Origin of the sequence: Thermus thermamylovorans, assembly GCF_004307015.1 — a bacterium.
Taxonomy (GTDB): domain Bacteria; phylum Deinococcota; class Deinococci; order Deinococcales; family Thermaceae; genus Thermus; species Thermus thermamylovorans.
Genome location: NZ_SIJL01000004.1, coordinates 92,194 through 110,592, shown reverse-complemented (window position 1 = coordinate 110,592; position 18,399 = coordinate 92,194). Strand labels below are relative to the sequence as shown.

The window sequence follows — 18,399 nt, the reverse complement described above, 5'->3', positions numbered from 1 at the left end:
TCACCTCGAGGCCAGGAGGCCGTAGTAGGCCTTCAGGTAGCCGTGCTTGGCCTGGGCGAAGGCGAGCTCCGCCTGCAGCAGGGCGAGCTCCTGCTGCAGGAGGGCCAGGCGGCTCGCGAGCCCCGCCTGGAAGCGGGCCTGTTCCGCCTCGAGCCGCTCGCGGGCCGCCCTCAGGGCCTCCTCCGCCGCCCGGATCCCCTGGAGGAGGGGCGGGAGCTGGTCGTAGCGGGCCTGGAGGCCCACCCGGAGGGAGCGCTCCAGGGCCTGCAGGTTTTCCTCCAGGAGGCGGGCCTGGTCCTCCAGGGCCTCGATCTCCCGCCTGGGGACGAAGCTCTCGTCCAGAAGCCCCCGCTGGAAGCGCACCAGCTCCAGGGACTGCCGCAGGGAGAGGAGGTCGGCGTGCGCCCGCAGGAGCCCTTCCACCACCTCGGGCTCCGGTAGCGGGGGGACCTCCCCCACCCCTTCCGGGGTCCAGGGGCCCACCAGGTTGGCCAGGGCCGCCAGGGCGGCTTCCCGGCCGCTTCGGGCCAGCTCCAGGTTCTTGCGGGCCTCGAGGGCGCGGTTTTGCGCCTCCAGGACCTCCAGGGCCGTGGCCCCGCCTCCCTGGGCGCGGATCTCCGCGGCCCGCAGGGCCAGCTCCGCCACCTCCAGGGCCTTCTCCGCCAGGGCCACCTGGAGGAGGGCCTCCTGGGCCTGGGCGTAGGCGGAGGCGATCTCGCTTTGGGCCTGGGCCAGGGCCCTTTTCAGCCGGGCTCGGGCCAGGGCCTCCGCCTGGCGGGCCTGGAGCTCCGCCAGAAGGGTGCGCAGGGGGTCCTGCAAGGTGCGCTCCAGGTCCCGGGCCCGGGCCTCGCGCTCCAGGCGGGCGGTCACCACCCCAGGGGTCTCGGGGGCCTTTTGCAGGGCCTCGGCCAGGGGCTGGGCCAGGGCGGGGCCCAGCAGGGCGGCCAGGAAGAGGGCGCTTCTCACCGGGTCACCTCCGGAAGGATCTCCCCGTAGAACTGGTAAAGCTCCATGATGCGGTTTCTCCTTTCGTTTTCGGCGCGGAGCCGGTTGAGCTCCGCCTGCATGCGGGCAAGCTCGGCCTGCAGGAGGCCCAGGGGGCTTTCCAGGCCGAGCTCCAGGCGCCTGCGGGCCTCCTCCAGGCTCCGCTCCTCGGCCTCCAGGCGGGCCCGGGCCTGGGCCAAGGCCCGCTCGGCGCCCGCCAGGGCGGCCTGGAGGCTCGCCTCCTGCAGGCGGGCCTGCGCCTCCGCGGCCCTCAGGGCCTCCCGGGCCCCCTGCGCCTGGGCCTCCGCCGCCTCCAGGGCGGCGAAGAGGGCGGGGGAGAGGGTGAGGGAGAGGGAGAGGCGGAGCTCCTCCCGCACCCGGTAGCTGCCCCCGGGCACCGCCGTGGGGGGGCGGGGGGGGTCCTGGCGGGTGTAGCTCAGGGTGGGCTGGAGGGTGCGGCTGGAGAGGGTGAGGGCCAGGGTGTCCTGGCCGCTGGGGTAGAGGAGGTAGCTCCCCTGGAGGGTGGGCAGGAGGCCCCTGCCGGCGCTCCTCAGGGCCGTCTCCGCCTCCAGGAGGGCGAGCCGCGCCTCCTCCAGGGCCAGGGGAGTCGTCCCCTGGGGCGGGGGGATCTCGGGAAGGGGGGCCTCCAGGTCCACCAGCCCCTCCGCTGCCCGCCGGGCGAGCTCCAGGCCCCTTCGGGCCTCCTCCAGGCGGCTTTGGGCCTCCAGGAGGGCAAGCTCCGCCTCCCGCACCTCCCGGGGGTTGGCCCCCCGGGTGCGGGCGGCCTCCAGGGCCTTCTGGGCCAGCTCCACCCCCCCTTCCGCCAGGCGCAGGCCCAGGCGGGCTTCCTGGTAGCGGCCGTGGGCCGCTACCGCCTGGGCCTGGAGCCCCGTCAGGACGCGGCGGTAGGCCAGCTCCGCCCGCCGCACCCCGAGCCTGCCCCGCGCCACCCCGTCCGCCACCTCCCCGAAGGGGAAGGGGGTGAGGACCAGGGCCAGGGTGAGGGCCCGGGCCTCCCCGGGGAGGCCCGGGCAGAGGGCGGGGGGGGTGCACTCGTAGCCGAGGCGGGCGTAGTTGCCCTGGAGGTTCAGGGCCAGGGGTGTGGTCTGGGCCTCCAGGCCCTTTTGCGCCGCCAGGAGGAGGGCTTCCGCCTGGCGCCGGAGGGGGTGGTCCGCGAGGGGGGCGAAGGCCCCCTGGGCCAGGGCGGGCAGGAGGAGGAGGGCCAGGGATAGGAGCCTAGCCACGCTCCCCCTCCGTGAGCTTCTTGAGGAGGTCGCGGAAGAGGAGGAGCTCCGAGGGTTCCAGGCGGCCCAACTGCTGGCCGAAGACCAGGAGCCAGGCCTCCCGCAGGCGGCGCTCCACCTCCTCCCCCTTGGGGGTGAGCTGCAGGTGGACCCGCCTGCGGTCCAGGGAGTCGGGCTGGCGTTGGAGGAGCTCGCCTTCCTCCAGGGAGGCCAGGAGGTGGGAGACCTGGGAGGGCAGGACCTCCAGGTGCTCGGCGAGCCGGGAAGGGAGCCGCACCCCTTCCCGCACCAGGCGGAGCACCTCGGCCTGCTGCAGGGAAAGCCCCTCCCGGGCGAAGGCTTCTTTGGCCCGGGCCAGAAGGAGGCGCATGAGGGCGTAGCCCAGCCGGGAAAGCTCCTCCACCAGGGGGGCGGGAGGACCGTTCATACTCCTCAACTATATGCCCCCGTCAATGAAAGAGATGAGGCCCGACCACCCTCCATGGTGTACAATGGCGGGAGGTATATGGACCGGCCTCCCAGTCGGTGGCTCTTCCTCCTGCCCTTCGGTTCCCTGGCCCTGGCTCAATCCCAGACCCCAAGCCCCTTGGACCTCGCCCTCCTCCTCTTCCTCCTTGGCCTTTCCGCCTTCTTCTCCGCCAGCGAGACCGCCTTCACCACCCTTTACCCCTGGAAGGCCAAGGAGCTCTCCGAGACCCAGGGGGGGCCCTTCCGCCTCCTGGCGGGGGACATCACCCGCTTCCTCACCACCATCCTGGTGGGCAACAACCTGGTGAACATCGCCGCCACCGCCCTGGTCACCGACCTGGCCATCCGGGCCTTCGGCTCGGTGGGGGTGGGCCTGGCCACCGGGGTCATGACCTTCCTCATCCTCTTCTTTGGGGAGATCACCCCTAAGTCCATCGCCGTGCACCACGCGGTGGGGCTGGCCCGCCTGGCGGTCTGGCCCGTCTACCTCCTCTCCGTGGTCCTCTACCCCCTGGGCCGCCTCTTCGGCCTGGTCTCCGGGGGCCTCCTGCGGCTTTTGCGCCTGGAGCCCAGGAACACCCCCCTTGTCTCCGAGCAGGAGCTCAGGCTCATCCTGGCGGGGGCCGAGGCCTCGGGGGCCATCGAGGCCCAGGAGGAGGAGATGATCCACTCCATCCTGGAGCTGGAGGAGACCCCGGTGCGGGAGATCATGACCCCCCGGGTGGAGATGGTGGCCCTCGAGGCCGGGGCCACCCTGGAGGACTTTCTCCACCTCTTCCGCGAGCACCGCTACAGCCGGGTGCCCGTCTACCGGGAGAGCGTGGACCACATCGTGGGGGTAGCCTACGCCAAGGACCTCCTGGACTTTCACTGCGAGGAGGACCTCAAGGGACGCACCGTGGCCTCCATCGCCCACCCCCCTTACTTCGTGCCCGAAAACATGGATGCCTGGACCCTCCTGCGGGAACTCCGCCGCAGGAAGGTGCACCTGGCCATCGTGGTGGACGAGTTCGGGGGCACGGCGGGGCTGGTGACCCTGGAGGACGTGATGGAGGAGATCGTGGGGGAGATCTACGACGAAACCGACGAGCCCGAGGACCTGCCCATCAGGCGGCTTCCCGACGGGGCCTTTTCCATCCAGGCCCAGACCCCCGTGGACGAGGTCTCCGAGGCCCTGGGGGTGGAGCTCCCCGAGGGGGAGTACGACACCCTCTCGGGCTTCCTCTACGAGCGCTTCGGCCGCATCCCCGGGGTGGGGGAGAGCGTGGAGTGGCAGGGCTTCCGCTTCGTGGTGGAGAGCGCCGACCAAAGGCGCATCGAGCGGGTCCGCGTGGAGAGGCTCGTGGAGCATGGAGAAGGTTAGGGAGATCCTCCTGGCCCACCTGGAGCGGGCCTACGCCCCTTACTCGGGGTTTCCCGTGGTGGCCCTGGTGGAGGCGGAAGGGGAGATGTTTTTGGGGGTCAACGTGGAGAACGCCTCCTTCCCCCTCTCCCAGTGCGCGGAGCGCAACGCGGTGGCGGCCATGGTCCTGGCGGGGAAGAGGCGCATTGACCGCGTCCACGTCTATAGTCCCCGGGGCCCCATCCCCCCCTGCGGGGGGTGCCGCCAGGTCCTCTTCGAGTTCGGGGGGGCCGGGGCCGAAGTGGTCCTCCACGGCCCCGAGGGGTACCGGGTCCACCGCCTGGGGGAGCTTTTGCCTTGGGGGTTCCGCCTGGGCCAGAAGGACCCTTAGCGGCCGGGGGGCGGGGTGTGGCCCAAGAGCTCCAGAGCCTTCAGGAGGTGAGGGTCTTGGGACAGGGAAAAGCTCAACCAGTCCGCTTCCACCACAGCGTCCGGCTTGAGGCCCCGGCCCTCAAGGGGCGTGCCGTCGGGCAGGGCGTACCCGAAGACCCTAAGGACCAGGATCGAGTTGTCGGGAAAGTCTAGGACTTCCACCCCTTGGGTCTGTCCTGGGGTGGGGCTGCCCACCACCTTGGCCTCCCGGTGGGCCTGCAGGTAGGCGGCCAGCACCTCGGCGGCCCCCCAGGTTTCCCCGTCCACCAAGACCGCCAGGGGGAGGCCCTGAAGGGACGGAAAGAGCCGTCCGGGCCGGACCTCCAAGGTCACGGTCTCCGTGCGGCTGTAAAGGGCGCCCAGGCGGCCGCTGGCGAATTGGCCCAGGACCCCAAACAGGGCGCCAGGGGTTCCTCCCCCCAGGCCCCTAAGGTCCAGGATCAGCCCTTGAAGGGGCGGGCCCTGAAGGAGGCGGGCCAGCTCTAGCTCCACCTGGGCCGGGACCCCCTGAGGGTCCTCGAGGGAGAGAAGCCGCAGATAGCCATAGGCGGGGGCGAAGGGAAGCCGCTGGGCCTCAGGCAGGATCAGGGGGGTGATCCGTTCCCGGACGAGAACCATCTCCCGTGACCCTTCCCCGGGGGAGGCTACCCGGAGGCGCACCTCGGTGCCCACGGCCCCGCGGATCTTTTCCACCGTGGGGCAGGGATCGCCGTCTACTGCCAGGATGCGGTCCCGGGCCTTGAGTCCGGCTCGGGCCGCGGGCCCCTGCTGGAAGACGTACACTACCTTTAGGCCAGCTCCTTCCCTTTCTGCCCAGGAACGGTCCAAAAGGGCTCCGATGCCGCCGTAGGCTGGATCCTGCAACACCGCCTGTTCCACCACTAAGGGGCCGATAAAGCGGGTGGCGGGATCCTGGAGGCTGGCCACCATTTCCTCCAGAAGGGCGTAGACCTCCCAGGCGTTGACCGTGCCCAGGACCCGCGGTTCGTAGTCCTGCCGGATCTTTAGCCAGTCGGTCCCCCGGTAGTCGGGGAAGAGGTAAAAGTTCCGGACCGCTTCCCAGACGGCTTCGAAGAGGGCCCGCCGGAACTCCTCTGGCATGGCCAGGGGAGCTTCCGGACGGGGCGGGACAGGGGGTTCTGGGGTAGGGCAGGGCCGCTCCTCCTGGGCCAAGGCCAGGGCGAACAGCACGCCTAAAAGGCACGTCCAGACCCTTTTCATGAGCTCTCGCTTGCATTGTAGCAGGCCGCCTCCCGGAGAAAAGGTGTTCCCTCTCCCGCGCTCCCTTGCCGGGGCCAGGTAATAATGGGGGAGAACACCGCACCTCGCCCTTTCGCCGTGCGCGCACGAGCCCGCAGCGCTAGCGCGGACCTCGGCTGCTCCCTAGGGGGTTTCGGACTGGGTTCGGGTGAGAGCCGTTGCTTCCATGAAGGGCGGTTTAGCCCCGGAAGGGGAAGGATCGTTGAGGAGGGAGAGGCATGGGAAGGATAGGACGGCGGGTTTTCCTACCCCTGGCGTTGGCGGTGCTGGCGGGGTTGGTTCTGGCGCAAAGCGGCCGTTTAAGGCCCCAGGTGTTTCCAGACCTGCAGCCCAGGCACAACCTCCTGGCTCCCATCAAGGACCTCCTTTCCGGGCGGGCCTGGCTGGTCCTGGAGGGGATTGATCCTGCTCTGCAGCGCCGCCCCGGTTGGGACCTTCTCACCCGCCTGGACTGGCCCAGCCTGGGCGGGGCGATGATCACCCCCAGCGGGGCCCCGGCCCTGCAGGCGGCGGCCGTAGGAGCCCTGGTGCCTTTCCGGGAGCCCTCGCCGGCCCTGAGCCGCAACCTTCTCATCACCCGCGACTTCAGCTTCACCCCCTTCCAGACGGAACCCCACCTGGCGGTGAACCCCCTGGACCCCGACCACCTGGTGGTGGCGGTGATCGACTACAACTTCCCTTCCCTGGTAACCTACGTGAGCTACGACGGGGGGGAGACCTGGCAGGGCCCCTTCTTGGCCCCCTACCCCCACGAGGACCGCTCCAGCGCCGGGGACCCGGTTCTGGCCTTTGACCGCCAGGGCCGCCTCTTCCTGGCGGGGATCTCCCTGGCCGTAGAGGAGTTCAGCCTGGGGCCCATCGGGGTGGTGGCCCTGGTCTCCCGGATCACCGTCTCCGGCTCGGCGGACGGGGGGGAGACCTGGCCCAGGGTGGTTCCCGCTGCCTCCAGCCGGGTGGACACCCGGGGGGTATCCCTGGACCGCTTCGGCCGCCTCCGGGGCCAGGTGGTGGCAGGGTTTTTGGACAAACCCTGGCTGGCCTCGGGGCCGGACCCCGAGAACCCGGATCGGGACAACCTCTACGTGGTTTATACAGAGTTCAAGCAGGTGGACGAGATCTTCTACCTCGGCGAGGTGCCCGCCCTGGTGCCCCAGGAGGTGCAGACCACCATCCAGCTGGTGCGCTCCATCGATGGGGGGCGCACTTGGAGCGCCCCCGTCAACGTGAGCCCCACGGTGCGGCGGGGCTTTGGCCACCTCGCTCCTCCCGGCCAGCCCTCTGTCCAGCAGCCCACAGAGCACGCGGTGGCTGGGACCAAGCGGGTGGTCCAGGGGGCCCAGGTGGCCGTGGCCCCGGACGGCACGGTTTACGTAGCCTGGCTGGACACCACCGATGACGACAGCTTCAAGGGCCAGGCGGAGATCCACGTGGCCCGCTCGGAGGATGGGGGGAAGACCTTCGTCCACCTGGGTCCGGCAGCTACCTTCCGCGAACTTCCCTTCCGCCCCCGCACCGCCTTCTTCCGCTATTGGGGTTCCAACTTCCCCCAACTGGCCGTGGGACCGGAGGGCGAGGTCTACCTGGTCTACGGCGCCCTGCCCCCCGACGATCCCCGGGACGATGGGGACATTTACTTCGTCCGCTCCCTGGACCGGGGAGCCACCTGGAGCGCCCCCCTCCGCCTGGGGGGGGACGACCGGGGCGGGACCCAGTTCTTCCCGGCCATCGCCGTGGACCCCAAGGGGGGCATCCACGTGATGTGGGGGGATACCCGCCATGACCCCGCTGGGCTCCGCTACCACATCTACTACACCCGCTCCTTGGACCGGGGGGAGACCTGGGGGTTCGCCATGGAGGTCCAGGGGCAAAGGCTGGAAGCCCCCGACACCCGGGTGACCGACTTCGCCTCCAACCCCAACCGGGCCTTTCCCTTTGGCCTCTTCATCGGGGACTATTTCTCTATCCGGGCCACGGAGGAAGACGTCTACCTGGTCTGGCCCGATGCCCGCCTGGGGGAGTTCGGCCCCCCTAACCAGAAGATCGGCTTCGCCCGCCTCAGGCCCATCCCCTCGCCGCAGGTGGCGGTGTTCCCTCCCGCGGGCCCGGGCGGCCAGCTGGTGACCGTCCAGGGCTTCAACTTCCAGCCCGAAACCCATCTGCTCATCCAGCTGGGGGACGCTATCATCGCCTCGGCCCGGAGCAATCTGGAGGGCCGCTTCACCGCCCAGATCTACATGCCCCTCACCGCGGAGGGCCCCCAGAACCTCAGGGTCTACGACGCTTCGGGGAACTTCGCCCAGGCTTCCTTCTTCACCGAGTTCGGCTTCAACAACGTGCAGACCTTTTACCAGGAGGTCTTGCGGCAGCTGGAGGAGTTGAACCGGAATCTCAAGAATGCCCCCTAGGAGGTGGCGGATGCGCCTGCTGATGGTGTGGTTGATGGCAGTGGGCTTTGGGGCCTTCGCCCAGGAAACCTACCGCCCTCCCCATAACCGGCCGGGGCCTGCGGTGGAGCGCCTCCTCTTCCGGGCCTTTGCCCAGGAGCGGGCTCCCTTGGACCTCCGGGCTGGGAGCATGGACCTTTACCTGTTTGGCCTACGGACCGACGCTGCCTTGGAGATGCGCCGCACCCCCGGTTTTCGCCTTTACGAGGCCCCGGCCACCACCCTCTCTCTCCTTCTGAACCCTGCTCCTGCCCCTCCTGGTCGGCTCAACCCCTTTGCCCTTAAAGAGGTCCGCCAGGCCATGCAGTACCTGGTGGACCGGGAGTTCATCGCCAGGAACCTCTTCCGGGGCCAGGCCCTGCCCATGGTGAGCCCGGCAAGTCCCTTGGACTACGACTTCCTCACCGTCTACGACCTGGTCCGCGGTGCCGGGTTCCGCCACGATGCCGAAAGAGCCCGGGGCCTTATCGCCCAGGCCATGCGCCAAGCGGGAGCGGAGCTGGTAGGGGGGCGGTGGCGCTACCGGGGGGAGCCCGTCCGCCTCCGCCTCATCGCCCGGGTGGAGGACGAGCGGCGGGCCATCGGGGACCTGGTGCGGGCCCAGCTGGAGGCGGCAGGGTTTGAGGTGACCATGGTCTACCAGACCTTTGCCCCGGCGGTTCTCACCGTCTACGCCAGCGATCCCCGGGCCTTGGAGTGGCACGTGTACACCGAGGGCTGGAGCCGGGGTGGGGTGCAGCTTTACGACTTTGCCACCATCAACCAGATGTACGCCCCTTGGGCGGGCAACATGCCGGGCTGGCGGCAGCCGGGGTTCTGGCAGTACGAGCACCCTGAGCTGGACCGTCTGGGTCTGGGGCTCTTCCGGGGGGAGTTCGCCAGCCTGGAGGAACGCAACCGGCTCTACCGCCGGATGACCGAGCTGGGCCTGGAGGAGTCGGTGAGGGTCTGGCTGGTCACCGCTTTGAACGCCTTCCCCGTGCGCGAGGCGGTTCAGGGCCTGGTCTCCGACCTGGCCGCGGGCCTCCGCTCCCCCTTGAGCCTCAGGGAGGCCTACTTGCCGGGGCGGGACCAGCTGGTGGTGGGCAACCTCTGGGTCTGGACGGAGCGCAGCACCTGGAACCCGGTGGGGGGCCTGGGGGACCTCTACAGCGCTGACGTCTGGCGGCACCTCCACGACCCCCCCTTGCTCACCCACCCCTACGCCGGCCTGCCTATGCCCTTCCGGGCGGAGTTTCGGGTGGAGACCGCGGGGCCTCAGGGGAAGCTTCCTGTGCCCCCGGAGGCCGTGCTCTGGGATGCCCAAAGGGACCAGTGGCGGCCCGTGGGGCCTGGGGTGCGGGCCACCAGTCGGGTTACCTTCGACTACGCCCGCTACTACCGCTCCCGCTGGCACCACGGCGAGCCCATCCGCCCCGCCGACCTCCTCTACGCTATCGCCCAGGCCTACGAGCTGGCCTACGATCCCGACAAGGCCCGCATAGAACCGGCCTTGGCCGTCACCAGCCGGCCTATCCTGGAGACCTTCCGGGGGTACAGGCTCTTGGAGGACGGTCGCCTCGAGGTCTACGTGGACTTCTGGCACTTCGAGCCCCGGTACATCGCCGCCTACGCCAGCCCCGCGGGCTTCGCCATGCCCTGGGAGCTCCTCTTTGCCATGGACGACCTGGTCTTCGCCCAGCGCCGGGCGGCCTACTCGGACACGGCGGCAGCCCGCTTCGGGGTTCCCTGGCTCTCCTTGGTCTTGGAGCGGGACGCCAGGTTGGTGGAGCGGACCTTGAGGCAGCTCCTGGCCCAAGGCGCCCTCCCCCGGGGGGTGTTCCAGGTGGGCGGGCGGACCCTGGTTTCCCCAGAGGAGGCCAGGAGCCGGTACCAGGCAGCCTTGCGCTGGTTCCAGGAGCGTCGGCACCTGGTGGTCAGCAACGGCCCCTTCCTCCTGGCCCGCTACGACCCCGCTGCCCAGTTCGCCGAGCTTTGGGCCTTCCGCGACCCCGGTTACCCCTTCCGGCCGGGGGAGCTGCAGCCGGGTTCCCCCCCGGAGTTGGCCATCGTCCGGGTGGAGGTCCCCCGGGTGGCTCCGGGCCGCCCCGCTAGCCTACGCCTGGGCCTCAGGGGGCCGGGGCAGCTGGAGGTCCGCTACCTCCTGGTGGAGCCGGTCGGTGGCCGGATGGTGGCCTCGGGCCGGATCCAAGGAAGGGAAGGCGAGGTGGTCTTGGCTCTGGACGCCGCCACCACCGCCCGCCTGAGCCCCGGGGTCCACCACCTGTACCTGGCCCTGGCCAGTGAGGCCCTGGCCCGGGTCAGCGAGCGGCGGGTGGATCTGGAGGTGGTGTCCCCATAAGGCCCATGGTCCCTTCCCTGCTTCGTCCCCTCCTTTCCCGCCTCCTTAGCCTCCTGGCCGTCCTACTCCTGGTCCTGGTCCTTTTGGTGACCCTCCTCGGGGCCACAGGCTTCTCGGAGCGGATGCTCCAGGCGGCCATCGGGGAGGAGCTCCGGACCCTAAGAGGCCAGTTGGCCGAGGGCATCCGCGACCCCTTGGAGCTGGAGCGGGCCCTGGAAACCCGGCGCCAGGAGCTGGAGCGGGCTTACGGCCTGGATCGCCCATGGTACCATCGCCTCCCGGGCTTAGCTCTCCGCGTCCTGCGGCTGGACCTGGGGGACGCCCGGGTCCTCCGCAGCACCGCGGGCAGCAGCCGGGTGAGGGACATCCTCCTGGAGAGGCTGCCCAACACCCTAATCCTCCTCACCACCGCCCTAGTCCTGAGCGCTTTCCTGGGGATCGCCCTGGGGGTTTGGCTTTCCGCCCGGGCGGGGAGTTCCTGGGACCGCTTCGTGGCGTACCTGGCCGCGGTGAGCGGAGGCCTGCCCACCTGGTGGGTGGGGATCCTTCTCATCCTGCTCTTCTCCTTTACCCTGCGCCTCTTCCCTTCCGGGGGGATGTACTCCCTGCCCCCCCCTGAGGGAGGCCTGGCCCGGCTTTTGGACCTGGCCTGGCACGCCACCCTGCCCGTCCTGACCCTGGTCCTGGTGAGCGTAGGGCCCTACGCTTATTCGGTGCGAAGCCTCCTCCTCTCCGTGGCCCAAGGGGACCATGTCCTCCTGGCCCGGGCCAAGGGGTTGCCGGAGCGGCTGGTCCTCTACCGCCACGTCCTGCGGGTGGCTGCCCCGCCCATCCTCACCGGGCTGATCCTGGGACTGGCGGGCTCCTTGGGGGGTTCCATCCTGGTGGAAACGGTCTTCGGTTGGCAAGGCATGGGGCGGCTCTATTACGAGGCCACGGTGGGTACCCCGGACGAGGGGGTGATCCTGGCCCTTACCTACTTCTACGCCCTGCTTTACGTGGGGGTGCGCATGGTCCTGGAAGTCCTCTACGTCCTGCTGGATCCCAGGGTGCGGTATGACTAGGGGGATCCTCCCTGCCCTCTGGCAAACCCCCCCAGGGCGGGCGGGTCTTCTCCTCCTGGCCCCTTTGGTCCTGGGGGCCCTGCTTGCCTGGCTGGCCTACCCCCGGGACTTCGGCCCCCGCCTGTGGCACAACCCCGCGGCCTGGGCCGACTTCCCCAAAGCGGTCCCGCCCGCTTGGACCGCACCCTTCACCGGCCGCGTTCCTCACCGGGTTCTGGAGGCTCGGGAGCCCTCGCGGGAGGTTTTCGACCCCGTTTTCCGCCTGGGTTTTTCCCTCCGGGGCCCTTCCCCCGTCTACCTGGTCCTGGCCCTGGGAGAGGTGGTCTACTGGGAGGCTCCGCCCCTGGTGGAGGTGGTCCTGGTGCGGCCCGATGGGGAGGTGCTCCTCCACCGGGAGGTGCTCCCCGGACCCCTGCCCGGGGAGACCCCTCCCTTCAGGCGCCACTTCCAGGAGCCCTGGCGGCGCTTCCTGGGGGAAGGGCTGGAGGTGGCCGAGGCCCTGGAGAGCTTCTTTAGGGCCCGGTACGGGTTCGGCCACCTCCCCTTGGACCTCCCGGGGGCGCTTTTCGCCCGGCCGGGACCCGGGGGGATCCTCCTCCCCCTGGAGGGGGAGTACCAGGTGGTGGTCCGCCTCCGGGGGGCCCACCCCGAGGACTGGGTGGGCTGGGTGCGCCTGGTCTTAGGCGGGGAGGCCTACGGGCTTATGGGCACGGACACCCTGGGCCGGGACCTGATCCACGGCCTCCTGTATGGCCTGCCCCTCGCCTTGGCCATCGGGCTGAGCGTGGCCCTATGGAGCACCGCCTTGGGGGCTTTCCTCGGGCTTTGGAGCGGGTACGCGGGCGGGGCCACCGACACCCTGATCCAGCGGCTGGCCGATGTGCTGAACAACCTGCCTCTCCTGCCCCTTCTCATCTTTCTGGTCTTCGTCCTGGGGGCTAACCTCTGGATCACCCTCCTGGTCCTGGTGGCCTTTAGCTGGCCCGGGCTCGCCATCCTGGTCCGTTCGGCGGTCCTCCAGCTTAGGGCCGGCTTGGAGGTGGAGGCGGCCCGGGCCCTGGGGGCGGGGCCTTTCCACATCCTCCGGCGCCACGTCCTGCCCCACCTGGTTCCCTACCTGCTTCTGCAAGGGGTCTTCGCTGTGCCCGGGGCCATCCTGGCTGAGGCCGGCCTCAGCTTCCTGGGCCTTGGGGACCCCTCCTTACCCACCTGGGGCCAGATGCTGGAGGCGGGTTTCCGCACGGGGGCGGTCTTCCTGGGCTACTGGTGGTGGGTGGTGCCCCCCGGCCTCCTGCTGGCCCTTACCGCCTTGGCCTTCATGCTCCTGGCCATGGGCCTCGAGGCCCTGGTGGACCCCCGGCTCCGCCGAGGAGGGTGAGGTGCCCTTTCTGGAGGTGCAAGGCCTCACCCTCCGCTATGCCAGCCCCCGCGGGCCGGTGCGGGCGGTGGAGGGGGTTTCTCTGGTCTTGGAGCGGGGGGAAACCCTGGGGGTGGTGGGGGAGTCGGGGAGCGGCAAGTCCAGCCTGGCCCTGGCCCTCATGCGCCTTCTTCCCCGGAATGTGGCCCTCTTCCGGGGAAGGGTCCACCTGGAGGGTCGGGACCTCACCGCTCTTCCCGAGGAGGTCTTCCGCAAGGAGGTGCGCTGGCGCCGGATGGCCCTGGTGCTCCAGGGAGGACGGGGTCTGAACCCGGTCCTGCGGGTGGGGGACCAGGTGGTGGAGCGCCTCCTCCTGGAGGGGGTTTCCCGCAAGGAGGCTTGGGCGCGGGCGGAGGTCCTCCTCGGGCGGGTGGGCCTGGAGGGGGAGGTCCTCGGGCGCTACCCCTTTGAGCTTTCCGGAGGGATGCGGCAGCGGGTCCTTCTGGCCATGGCCCTGGCCCTCACGCCCCCCCTTCTCCTCCTGGACGAGCCCACCAGCGCCCTGGACGTTTCCGTCCAGGCCCAGGTGGTGAACCTCCTGAAGGCCCTGCAGGGGGAGCTCGGTTTGGCCCTGTTCTTCATCACCCACGACCTGGCCCTGGCCTCGGAGGTGGCGGACCGTCTGGCGGTGCTCTACGCGGGTCAGGTGGTGGAGCTGGGGGAGCTGGAGGCAGTCCTCACCGCCCCCGCTCACCCGTACACCCAGGCCCTTCTGGCCAGCCTTCCCCGACTGCGGGGGGCCTCCTGGCCCCGGGCCCTGGAGGGGGTTCCCCCGGATCCCGCCGCCCTGCCCCCGGGTTGTGCCTTTGCCTCCCGTTGCCCCTGGGCTTTTGCTCGCTGCCACCGGGAGGTGCCCCCCGGCTTCCCTGGCCCCCGGGGGCAGATGGTCCGCTGCTGGCTCTTCGGCCCCGAGCCGGTCAGGGTGCCTTCCCTGTCCGTCCTTGTCCCCGCTCCGCCCCCGGCCTTGGGGCCTCCGGGAGAGCCCCTGCTGTGCCTGGAGGGGGTGCGGGTCCACTTCCGGGCCCGCAGGGGGCTTCTCGGGGGGGTGTGGGTGCGGGCGGTGGAGGGGGTGAGCCTCACCCTGCACCGGGGAGAGACCCTGGCCTTGGTGGGGGAGTCTGGGAGCGGGAAGACCACCTTGGGCCGGGCCTCCTTGCGCCTTCTGCCCCTGGTGGGGGGCCGGGTGGTCTTCGCGGGGGAGGACGTGACCCGTCTCCCCGAGCCCCGGCTCAAGGCTTTCCGCCGCCGGGCCCAGGCGGTCTTTCAGGACCCCTATGCCGCCCTGAGCCCCTACATGCGGGTCCTAGAGGTGGTGGAGGAACCCCTCCTGGTCCACGGCTTCCCCCCAAGGGAGCGCAAGGAGCGGGCGCTAGCGGCCCTGGAACAGGTGGGGCTCTCCCCGGCCCAAGCCTTTGCCGAGCGCTTCCCCCACACCCTTTCCGGGGGGCAGCGGCAGCGGGTGGCCCTGGCCCGGGCTCTGGTCCTGGAACCGGAGTACCTGGTGGCCGATGAACCGGTTTCTATGGTGGACGCCAGCGGCCGGGCGGCCCTTTTGTACCTCCTCCGCCGTCTGCAGGAGGCGAGGGGCCTGGCCCTCCTCTACATCACCCACGACCTGGCCACCGCCCGCTTGCTGGCCCACCGGACGGCGGTCATGTACCTGGGCCGGGTGGTGGAGCTGGCGCCCACCGCCCGCCTCCTAGAAACCCCCCTCCATCCCTATACCCAAGCCCTGTTGGAGGCGGTCCCCGAGCCCGATCCCCAAAACCGCCTTCGTCTGCGGCCCGTCCTTTCCGGGGAGCCGCCGAGCCCCAGCCATCCCCCTTCCGGCTGCCCCTTCCATCCCCGTTGCCCCCAGGTCCTTCCTGGCCTATGCCGGGAGGTACTGCCCCCTTTGCTAGAGGTGGCCCCCGGCCACCTGGTGGCCTGCCACCTCTACCCTACAGGGGAAGGGCCATCGCCATCCGCAGAAAACCCGGGACCTCGAGGGTGAGCTCCAACCGGCCCGTGCCCCGCTCCAGGCCCGGACGAAACCCCACCACCTGAAGCCTTCCTTCCCCCCGGGCGGGGAGGTCGGCCTGCACCCGGAAGCTCTGGCCCGTGAGGACCAGGCGGCCTTCCACCCGCAAGGGGAAGGGATTGGGGTTTTCCAGGAAGAAGTTCACCCCGGCCCGCCGCACCCTGGGGGGCTCCACCGGGAAGGCCACCCGGGTGCGGAAGAAGGTGAGGTTCTGCCCCAGGGTGCGCCCCTCCAGAGCCACCTCCACCCCTTCCCGGGAGAGCAGGGCCCGGGCGGTGGTCAGGGCCTCCCCGGGGGTGAGGCGCACCAGGAGGGTCTCCTCCTTGCGCCCAGGGGGCAGGGTGAGGTCCAAAGGCACCCCCACCTCCCCCACCCGGAGCCGGGTGCCGAAGGTGGCGAGGGGCAGGGGGAAGGGGTTGGGGTTTTGGAACTCCACCCGGAGGCCCAGGAGGAGGGCGGGGGTCGGGGCCAGCTCCAGCCCCCGGATCTCCGCTCCTAAAAACCGGGCCTCCGGGGTGAGGGCCCGGGGGGCGCAGGCGGAGAGGAAGGCTAGGAGGCCGATCAAGAGCACCGTCTTACCTTGGGTCGTTCTCATGGGGTCCCTCCCAATTCCCGCAAGTTTTCCAGGACCGGCAGAAACTCCCGCCAAAGGGGGCTTTCCCCCGGGTAGGGAGGCCTGGGGTAGCCCGCGGGCAGGCCCAGGTGCCTTAGGGCCTGCTTGAGGAGGGGCACCCCGCCCCTGGCGAGGAGGTCCCCCAAGGGGAAGAGCCGCTTCTGCAGGGCCTGGGCTTCCTCGAGGCGGCCAGCCCGGAAGGCCTCCAGCAGGGCCCGGTAGGCCCGGGGGGCCAGGTTGGCGGCGGCCAGGATCCCCCCTTCCGCTCCCAGGGCCAAGGCCGCCAGGAAGGTGGGGGCGTGGCCGGTATAGACCCGGAAGTCCCTGAGGTGGGCCTGGTAGAAGGCCAGGCGGGCCATATCCCCGCCGGAGTCCTTGATGCCCAGGACCTGCGGGTGTTGGGCCAGGGCTTCCACCGCGGCGAGGGGCAGGTCCACCTTGGTGTTCTGGGGCACGTGGTAGAGGAAAAGGGGTATCTTCTCCGCCAGGGCACGGTAGTAGGCCAGAAGGCCTTCCCCAAGGCTTCCGTGGTAGTAGCGGGGCGGGGTGGCCAAGACGGCCAGGGCCCCCGCCTCCTTAGCCTCCTGGAGGGCCCTTTCCGCCTGGGGCAGGCTTTCCTCCATGAGGCCTACCAGGAAGGGCTTCCTGGGGCTTAAGGCCCTTAGGCCCCGGGCCCGCTCCTCCGGGGTGAGGTGGACACCCTCCCCGTTGGAGCCGTAAATGAGCAGCCCATCCACTAAGGGTTCCAGGGCCTCGGCCAGTTCGCGGAAGGCCGCGGTGTCCAGGCGGCCTTGCCGATCAAAGGGGGTGGGGATGGGGGGCAGGATCATGCCGGTTTCCTCAGGTTCCAGACTACCCCGAAGAGGTGCAGGGCGTAGGCCAGGAGGAGGACCCAGGGCCCCTGGCCTTCCAGAAGGGTCAGGAGGCCATAGGCGGCGAGGAGGAGGAGGAGGAGGCCCACCCCCGCCGAGAAGGCTGGGCTTCCCGGCACCAGGAGGCGGACCAGAAGGACCCAGGTGGGGGAAAGGGAGGCCGGCCTGCGGGGCAGCAGGAACCCCAGGAGGTGGTAGAGGGTGAGGAAGACCAGGGCCAGGAAGACCCAGGGCCGCGCCCCCTCGGGCAGGGGGGTGGGCAGGCGGAGGAAGCCCCGCAAGGGGTCTTCCAGAAACCGCCCTAGCTCTACCCGGAGGAGGGCGAGGTAAAGGGCGCGCGCACTGGGCCCGGGCTCCCTTAGGCCCCAGGGGTCCTGGCCCAGGCCCAAGGCCCCCCGGACCGGCCCCTCCCAGGGGGCCCGGCGGTAGGCCTCGGCCAGGGAGGCCTCGTCCCCTTTAAGGGCCAGGGCAAAGGGCCAGGTGGCCTCCTCCAGAAGGCCCCGGGCTTCCCGGGGGGCTTGGGGCAGCAGGGCGTAGCCCAGGAGGGCCCGGGTCTCCGGGGTTTCGGGGAGGGTCCGGAGCCAGTCCTGGGCCGCCTGGGTTCGCAGGGTACCCCGGTCCAGGGGCGGGGCGAGGAGGGTCTCCCGCACCCGGGCGTCCAGGCCTTGAAGGAGGAGGCCCGCCCCGAGGGCCAGGAGGAGCAGGAAGGCCAAGACCCTTTCCCCCAGGCTGGCGTAGGCCAGGTGGAGGTGTCTCAGGCGCAGGAGGGGGTGGCGGAAGAAACCCAGGAGGTACCCCCCGATGGCCCGGAGGTCCCTGAGCTGGCCGGGAAGGTAGAAGAGGAAGAGGTAGAGCATGAGGCCCAGGTAGGCCAGGCCCAGGGTCCAGAGGGCGGGGATGAGGGGGGAAAGCTCCGGGGGCAGCCAGGTGCGCAAGGCCTTTTCCGCCTCCCGGAAGCGCAAGGCCCGGGCAGGCTGGCCCTGGGCCTCCAGGAACTCGGCGGTTTCCCGGAAGAAGGCCAGGGAGTCCGGGAAGAGGGGGGTGTGGCGCAAGAGGGTTTCCGCAAGCCTCAAGGCGCTTTCCCCGTCGGTTGCCCGCAGGGCCCGGGAGGCCTCCGCCATGCGGGTCACCCCGGGCAGGCCGAAGAGGAGCTCAGGGCGGTGGTGCCGGGCCCTCAGGTCCTGGCCGTAGGCCTCCAGGTCTTGGGGGGTTAGGGCGGCGGGGTCTTGGGTCCAGTAGGCGAAGTAGGGCCAGGGCTTGGGGGGTGCCAGGGCCTTCAGGAGCCTGCCCAGGGCCTCCAGGTCCTCCGCCTCACCTTCGAAGGGCAGGGGAGGGAAGGGGATGGGCAGGGTCCAGTCCCCCTGCAGGAGGGCCTCCGGCCCGGGGCGCAGGGCCAGGACCGGGGCGGGGGCGAAGTGGAACCCCACCCCCTCCTGGCCCAGGTGGGCCTCCAGCACCAAAAGCCCCTGGGCCACGTAGACCCTTTCCCCCTGGACCAGGGGCCCGGCCCAGGGGCCCTCGGGCAGGGGCAGGAGGCCCCAGGGCAGCCGGAGCCCCTCGGGGGTAAGCTCGGGGGCCGCGGGACCCAGGGCCAGGAAGCGCCCCTCCAGGACCCCTGAGGGCAGGGAGAGGCGGAGGCGGTGTTCCCCGGGCACCCGGGGCGCGTACTCCAGGCGGAAGCTGCCCTCCCGGGTCTCCACCTCCAAGGTTTCCACGCCGTCAGGGGCTTCCAGCCGCAGGGGAAAGCGGCCTTGGGGCAGGTCGCGGCCCTCCAGGACCAGGGTTTCCCCCACCTGGGCCCGCTCCGGCAGGGAAAGGCTCTGCCCCAAGGCCCAAAGACCCGTGAGGAAAAGGCCCAAGCCCAAGGAGGCCCGAGCCAGGAAGGCGCCCATGGCGCT

Annotated in this window: 14 protein-coding genes; 7 read left to right on the top strand and 7 right to left on the bottom strand. The window is 70.7% G+C overall.

Features of this window, described 5'->3' with window-relative positions; all coding sequences use genetic code 11:
* The 3 genes from ETP66_RS04415 to ETP66_RS04405 are packed head-to-tail and all read right to left on the bottom strand — an operon-like array spanning position 1 to position 2,655.
* Positions 1 to 966 carry a TolC family protein gene (locus tag ETP66_RS04415; RefSeq protein WP_130841008.1) on the bottom strand — a complete coding sequence of 322 codons (966 nt, stop codon included), beginning with the start codon at positions 964 to 966 and terminating at the stop codon, positions 1 to 3.
* Positions 963 to 2,228, bottom strand: a complete 1,266-nt coding sequence (locus tag ETP66_RS04410) for a TolC family protein (protein WP_130841006.1) — start codon at positions 2,226 to 2,228, stop codon at positions 963 to 965. Before ETP66_RS04410 ends, ETP66_RS04415 begins: the two co-directional genes overlap by 4 nt.
* A complete protein-coding gene (locus ETP66_RS04405) occupies positions 2,221 to 2,655 on the bottom strand; it encodes a MarR family winged helix-turn-helix transcriptional regulator (protein WP_130841004.1) in 435 nt (144 codons plus the stop codon). The genes ETP66_RS04410 and ETP66_RS04405 overlap by 8 nt, the downstream gene beginning before the upstream one ends.
* Positions 2,656 to 2,733: 78 nt before the next feature.
* On the opposite strand from ETP66_RS04405, the gene ETP66_RS04400 reads away from it, so the two are divergent.
* Together ETP66_RS04400 and cdd are read left to right on the top strand one after the other, a co-directional pair.
* Entirely contained in the window at positions 2,734 to 4,059 is a 1,326-nt protein-coding gene (locus ETP66_RS04400) for a hemolysin family protein (RefSeq protein ID WP_130841003.1), read from the top strand.
* Positions 4,046 to 4,429, top strand: coding sequence for a cytidine deaminase (gene cdd, locus ETP66_RS04395; RefSeq protein WP_130841001.1), 384 nt, complete (start codon positions 4,046 to 4,048; stop codon positions 4,427 to 4,429). Before ETP66_RS04400 ends, cdd begins: the two co-directional genes overlap by 14 nt.
* Here the strand turns inward: cdd and ETP66_RS04390 are convergent.
* A complete protein-coding gene (locus tag ETP66_RS04390; RefSeq protein ID WP_130841000.1) occupies positions 4,426 to 5,691 on the bottom strand; it encodes a S41 family peptidase in 1,266 nt (421 codons plus the stop codon). The genes cdd and ETP66_RS04390 overlap by 4 nt on opposite strands.
* A 257-nt stretch (positions 5,692 to 5,948) precedes the next feature.
* On the opposite strand from ETP66_RS04390, the gene ETP66_RS04385 reads away from it, so the two are divergent.
* The 5 genes from ETP66_RS04385 to ETP66_RS12490 are packed head-to-tail and all read left to right on the top strand — an operon-like array spanning position 5,949 to position 14,989.
* Entirely contained in the window at positions 5,949 to 8,135 is a 2,187-nt protein-coding gene (locus tag ETP66_RS04385; RefSeq protein WP_130840998.1) for a sialidase family protein, read from the top strand.
* Positions 8,136 to 8,145: 10 nt separating this feature from the next.
* Positions 8,146 to 10,515 (top strand): ABC transporter substrate-binding protein, encoded by a 2,370-nt coding sequence (locus tag ETP66_RS04380; RefSeq protein WP_130840997.1) that lies wholly within the window; start codon positions 8,146 to 8,148, stop codon positions 10,513 to 10,515.
* A gap of 5 nt (positions 10,516 to 10,520) precedes the next feature.
* Positions 10,521 to 11,579 (top strand): ABC transporter permease, encoded by a 1,059-nt coding sequence (locus tag ETP66_RS04375; RefSeq protein ID WP_130840995.1) that lies wholly within the window; start codon positions 10,521 to 10,523, stop codon positions 11,577 to 11,579.
* Positions 11,572 to 12,957 carry an ABC transporter permease gene (locus ETP66_RS04370; protein ID WP_130840993.1) on the top strand — a complete coding sequence of 462 codons (1,386 nt, stop codon included), beginning with the start codon at positions 11,572 to 11,574 and terminating at the stop codon, positions 12,955 to 12,957. The genes ETP66_RS04375 and ETP66_RS04370 overlap by 8 nt, the downstream gene beginning before the upstream one ends.
* Position 12,958: 1 nt before the next feature.
* Positions 12,959 to 14,989, top strand: coding sequence for a dipeptide ABC transporter ATP-binding protein (locus ETP66_RS12490; protein ID WP_130840991.1), 2,031 nt, complete (start codon positions 12,959 to 12,961; stop codon positions 14,987 to 14,989).
* Here ETP66_RS12490 and ETP66_RS04360 read toward each other — a convergent pair.
* Genes ETP66_RS04360 through ETP66_RS04350 form a run of 3 tightly spaced genes read right to left on the bottom strand, consistent with a single transcriptional unit; the run spans position 14,937 to position 18,393 of the window.
* Positions 14,937 to 15,611: a hypothetical protein gene (locus ETP66_RS04360; RefSeq protein ID WP_130840989.1), complete on the bottom strand. Its 675-nt coding sequence runs from the start codon at positions 15,609 to 15,611 to the stop codon at positions 14,937 to 14,939. The genes ETP66_RS12490 and ETP66_RS04360 overlap by 53 nt on opposite strands.
* Positions 15,608 to 16,459 carry a dihydrodipicolinate synthase family protein gene (locus ETP66_RS04355; protein WP_130840987.1) on the bottom strand — a complete coding sequence of 284 codons (852 nt, stop codon included), beginning with the start codon at positions 16,457 to 16,459 and terminating at the stop codon, positions 15,608 to 15,610. The genes ETP66_RS04360 and ETP66_RS04355 overlap by 4 nt, the downstream gene beginning before the upstream one ends.
* Positions 16,456 to 18,393, bottom strand: a complete 1,938-nt coding sequence (locus ETP66_RS04350) for a hypothetical protein (protein WP_130840985.1) — start codon at positions 18,391 to 18,393, stop codon at positions 16,456 to 16,458. Before ETP66_RS04350 ends, ETP66_RS04355 begins: the two co-directional genes overlap by 4 nt.
* Positions 18,394 to 18,399 lie beyond the last annotated feature (6 nt).